Raw genomic sequence first — 4817 nt, 5'->3', positions numbered from 1 at the left:
GCGCGCCGACGAAGCCCCACAGCCATGACCAGAAGGCGATGGCGATGAAGATCGCGACCGCGTTGATCTCTAGCCTCCGGCCAACCACCATCGGCGTCACGAACTGCCCCTCGACGATGTCGCACAGCAACACGAAGGCGGGCGCCAGGAGTGCATAGGAGATGCTGTCGAAGCTGATCAATGCGATGACCGCGACCAGCATTATGGTCATCAGCGCGCCGACATAGGGCAGGAAGTTGAGCAGCGCCGCCGCCGCGCCCCAGACCAGCGGATTGGGCATGCCGAGCCCCCAGAGCCCGAACCCGATCACCGTGCCGAGGCCCGCATTGATGAGCGCGACGGTAAGCAGGTAGTGCGAAATCTCGCGCTCGACGTCATAGACGACACGCAGCGCCCGCTTCTTCTGGCTCATGCTGGTGAAGGACTGGACGATCTTCTCGTAGAACAGCGTGCCGGAAGCGAGCAGGAATAGCGACAGCACGAAGACGATGGTGATGCTGGTTCCGGCCGAGAGCACGTTGGCGGCGGCCGCCGACAAATATCCGGACGGCGCGACCGCGACCTTCTGCACGCCCGGCTCCTGCGATGTCTCGGTCAGCGCTTCGAGCTGGTGCGAGATCTCCATGACCTTTTCGAGCGGCCGCCTGAACTGCGCCAGCCGTTCCGTGAGCTGCTGGCCGATCGACGAGGTGTTGTTGATGAGATCGATGACCGGTCCGCTGAGCAGGTAGACGGCGCTGGCGACGACGAACAGGGAGATCAGCACAAGCAGCGTCGCCGAGAGAACATCGGGGATGCCGTGCTTGCGCAGGAAACGCACGATCGGCGTCAGCGTCAGAGCCAGCAGGAAGGCCAGCATCACCGGCATGAAGAAGTCGCGGCCGAAGTAGAGCGCGTAGATGGCCATCAGGATGAAGATGCCTATGAGCAGCGACCGCATCAGCCGTATGTCCGCCCTTGCCCCGGCACGCGGATCGGGGCTTTCGGCGACACCCGAGCTGGAAGCGATCGGCTCGGCTTTCATGGACGTCGACCCCCCGCGGCCCGTCACGCCGCAACTGGCGCGCGTTGACCGCTGCCTCGAAACGCCGGGTTCCGGGCAAGGTTCCATGAGCCGGCTTGGGAGCGTGGGCGGTCGCGGTCACGGATAATCGCGCGAATCACCGTGATCGGCCCGAAATATTACATGGCGTGTAATTGAGACGGCGTCGGCGGCGCGAATAATACGAGCAGACTTTTCGCGACGTCTTGCGGAGTATCGGGTCAAGAGGCCTGAGGATTCGCGAAGACAGTAGATTGGGCGGAACGGCGATCGAACTTGATCGCAGCTGCCGGGCGCGGCGCGAAAGGTGCTGATGCAACCACAACTGATCTTGGAACAGAGGACGTTTACAATGCAGAGATTCAACCTTCAGACCATCGAGTCGGCGCCGGAAAAATCCAAGCCCACGCTGGCGGCGCTGAAAGAGAGATTTGGCTTCCTGCCGAATGTCATGGCTACGATGGCCAACAATCCGGTGCTTCTGAACGGCTTCGCCAATGCCTTCGGTAGCTTTCACGGCGGAAGCTTCGACGAGATCGAAAAGCAGGTCCTGCTGCTTACGAATGCGGTCACGATCAAGTGTCCATGGACCGTTGCCGCGCACTCGACATTCGCCATCGAGGACGGGATCGCCGAAAGTGAGGTCGAGGCCATCCGTCAAGGTAAGTTGCCGAAGAACCCGAAATATGCGGCTCTCTCGGCGCTGACGAAGGCGTTAATCGAGAAGAAGGGAAACGTTTCCGATGCTGACATCGATGCGTTCACCGCGCCGGGCTATTCCAAGGCCCAGATTCTGGAAGTGGTGACGGGGATCGGTGTCTCCACGATGGCGGCAACCACCACCAACATGGCCGGTACGCCTATCGAGGAGCGCTTCCAGGCGCAGCTCTGGTCGCCCGCCATGTCCGCGGCTGCCTGAGCCGATCGTCATCGCATGGATCGGTCAGCGCGCCATCCATGCGATGACGGGTTCCGTGCGCGCCGCATATGGTTCGGGGGAGATTGCGAGGATATGGTCCAATGACATCGTCGAATCTCAATCCGAAGATGACGCCAGGCCTGGGCGCGCTCCTGCGCCACTGGCGCGATCTGCGCGGCAGCAGCCAGCTCGATCTGTCGCTGGATACCGGCATTTCGCAGAGGCAGATCAGCTTCATCGAAAGCGGCCGCAGTGTTCCCGGCCGCCAGACCTTGATGGCCATCGCCCAGGCGCTCGATGTCCCCTTGCGCGACCGCAATGTCCTGCTGCTTGCGGCGGGCTACGCGCCGATGTTTTCCGAAAACACCTGGGATTCGCAGGAGATGAAGAGCGTAACCGGTGCCCTGACACGCATGCTGCGGCAGCATGAGCCCTTTCCGGCGCTGGTGATGGATCGCTACTGGAACGTGCTGATTACCAACGAGGCCGCGCCGCGCTTCTTTGGCTGCTTCATCGACATGGCTGCCCGCAAGGGGCCGCGCAACATGCTGCATCTCATGTTCGACCCTCAGGGCATGCGCCCGTTCATCGCCAATTGGGACGATGTGGCAAGGAGCCTGTTCGAGCGTGTCTATCGCGAGTCCATTGGTCGCGTCGTCGATGAGACGACGAAGGACCTGCTGGCGGAACTGCTCGCTTATCCGGATGTGAAAAGCGAATGGAGGAACCCGGTGGCGATCGGCTTCATGCCGATGGTTCCACTTGGGTTCATCAGGGGTGACCGGGTCCTCAACTACTTTTCGATGGTCACCACGGTGGGCACGCCTCAAACAATTGCCGCTCAGGAGCTGCGCGTCGAATGTCTGTTTCCGGCGGACGAGGCGACCGAGGCCCACCATGCCGAGATGATGAGCACTGCCGGTTTCCCTTAGCCTCTCACGGCCAGACCTTGCCGACGAGCCCTTCCTATCAGGCGGCCGGCTCCGGCACGGCAGGCGTGGCCTTTGTCGTCTCCTTGCGCACGATCGGCGCCACCTCGGTGCCGTAGAGCTCAATCGCCTTCATGATCTTGGCATGCGGCATGGTGCCGATCGCCATCTGCAGCAGGAAGCGGTCGTTGTTGAAGATCCTGTGCTGGGCGACGATCTTTTCAGCCACCTGCTCGGGATTGCCGACGAACAGCGCGCCGTTCGGCGCGCGTGCCTGGTCGAAATGCGCCCGCGAGGTCGGCCCCCAGCCGCGCTCTCGGCCGATCCGGTTCATCACCTCGGCCTGCGGTCCGTAGAAATCGTCCGCGGCCTTGTCGGTCGTCTCGGCGATGAAGCCGTGCACGTTGAGGCTGGTGGCGAGCGAAGCGGGATCGGTGCCGGCGCGTTTGGCCGCCTCGCGATAGATATCGAACAGCGGCGCAAAGCGCGCCGGCTCGCCGCCGATGATGGCCAAGGCCAGCGGCAGGCCGAGCACACCGGCGCGGGCGGCCGACTGCGGCGTGCCGCCGATGGCGATCCAGATAGGCAGCTTCTCCTGGAATGGCCGCGGGTAGACGCCGCGGCCATTGATCGGCGCGCGCAGGCGGCCCTTCCATGTCACGTTGACCTGGTCGCGGATGGCAAGCAAAAGGTCGAGCTTCTCGGCGAAGAGCTCGTCATAATCTTCGAGATTGTAGCCGAACAGCGGGAAGGACTCGATGAACGAGCCGCGCCCGGCCATGATCTCTGCGCGCCCGCCGGAGAGCAGGTCGAGCGTCGCGAATTGCTGGAACACGCGCACCGGATCGTCGGAGGAAAGCACCGTCACCGCGCTGGTCAGCTTGATGCGCTTGGTGCGCTCAGCTGCGGCGGCCAGTGCCACGACCGGCGCCGAGGCGGCATAGTCCGGGCGATGGTGCTCGCCGAGGCCGAACACGTCGAGGCCGACCTGGTCGGCCAGTTCGATCTCCTCGATCAGGTTACGCAGCCGCTGATGCGGGCCGATGGCACCTGGCCCGGGCTCCGGGCTGACATCCGCGAAAGTGTAGAGGCCGAGTTCCATCCTGATGGTTCCTGGGGCGTTGCCTTGGCGTTGAGTATTGGCGCTACAGGTAACGATGCCTCCGGCGTGCCGCCAGAGGTGCGATTGTGAACAGTGCATCGCGCTGGCGGGGCGTATCCCGGTGGCAACAGCCCATATTTTCATGGCTGGCATACCGTTTTGGCGCTTGAACTCGCCGCTTTCGCGCGTATGTAAGCGTCGCGAATAGACTGCAGGGAAGTGCACTTGGCTATCTACAGGGAAAAAGACATTTTCGAGCGGCGCAATGCCGCGAACGAGGCAAAGAAGGCGCTCCTCGAGCGCTTCAAGGCAAAGCCGGCGGCGGACGATCCAGCCGTTCTGGCGCGCCAGGCCGAACGCAAGGCGATCCTCGAGGCCCGCGCCATCCGCGAGGCCGAGAAGGCGAGGCTGAAGCAGGAAAAGCTGGCGCGTGAAGCGGCTGAAAAGGCTGAGCGCGAAGCTGCCGCCGAGGCGGCGCGGATCGCTGCCGAAGAGGCGGCGCAGGCCGAGGCCAAGATCCGTGAAGCCGAAGAGAACGACCGCATCGCGCGTTTGCTCTCGGATGAGGCCGAACGCAAGGCCAAGCGCGACGCCCGCTACGCTGCCCGCAAGGCTCGCGTCGGCAGGACGCCGCCCGGTTTCTCCGCCCGCTAGACCTCGGTTCGTTCGAAACACTGCTTTGTCAGGGTCGCCAAAAGCGGCCCTGAGCGCGTTTGCGCGGACTGCTTTCCGCTTGGGGCGTGGTTCGCGTCAGGCCACGAGCTTCAACCCGACGATGCCGCAGACGATCAGGCCGATGCAGGCAAGCCGCATCGCCGTCGCGGG

General features: G+C 63.4%; 5 protein-coding genes and 1 pseudogene. 3 read left to right on the top strand and 3 right to left on the bottom strand.

Translation table 11 applies throughout. The features are described from left to right. Positions 1-1024: AI-2E family transporter (locus Q0L57_RS06135; RefSeq protein ID WP_296739574.1), on the bottom strand; the 1024-nt coding region annotated here is incomplete at its 3' end. A 370-nt stretch (positions 1025-1394) separates the two neighbouring features. On the opposite strand from Q0L57_RS06135, the gene Q0L57_RS06130 reads away from it, so the two are divergent. Together Q0L57_RS06130 and Q0L57_RS06125 are read left to right on the top strand one after the other, a co-directional pair. Further along, on the top strand, positions 1395-1961 hold the full coding sequence (locus tag Q0L57_RS06130) for a carboxymuconolactone decarboxylase family protein (protein WP_296739571.1): 567 nt from the start codon (positions 1395-1397) through the stop codon (positions 1959-1961). A 101-nt stretch (positions 1962-2062) separates the two neighbouring features. Continuing rightward, positions 2063-2893: a helix-turn-helix transcriptional regulator gene (locus Q0L57_RS06125; RefSeq protein WP_296739569.1), complete on the top strand. Its 831-nt coding sequence runs from the start codon at positions 2063-2065 to the stop codon at positions 2891-2893. A gap of 37 nt (positions 2894-2930) precedes the next feature. Here Q0L57_RS06125 and Q0L57_RS06120 read toward each other — a convergent pair whose 3' ends face one another. Further along, positions 2931-3992, bottom strand: coding sequence for an LLM class flavin-dependent oxidoreductase (locus tag Q0L57_RS06120; RefSeq protein WP_296739566.1), 1062 nt, complete (start codon positions 3990-3992; stop codon positions 2931-2933). A 225-nt stretch (positions 3993-4217) separates the two neighbouring features. Between Q0L57_RS06120 and Q0L57_RS06115 the strand changes: the two genes are divergently transcribed. Further along, positions 4218-4646: a DUF6481 family protein gene (locus Q0L57_RS06115; protein ID WP_296739564.1), complete on the top strand. Its 429-nt coding sequence runs from the start codon at positions 4218-4220 to the stop codon at positions 4644-4646. Between the two features lie 96 nt (positions 4647-4742). On the opposite strand, the pseudogene Q0L57_RS06110 reads toward Q0L57_RS06115, so the two are convergent. Next, positions 4743-4817 (bottom strand): annotated as a pseudogene (locus tag Q0L57_RS06110) (QacE family quaternary ammonium compound efflux SMR transporter); the annotation flags it as partial.

This window comes from Mesorhizobium sp., assembly GCF_024509055.1.
Taxonomy (GTDB): Bacteria; Pseudomonadota; Alphaproteobacteria; order Rhizobiales; family Rhizobiaceae; genus Mesorhizobium.
This window is presented reverse-complemented; position numbering and strand designations above follow the sequence as displayed.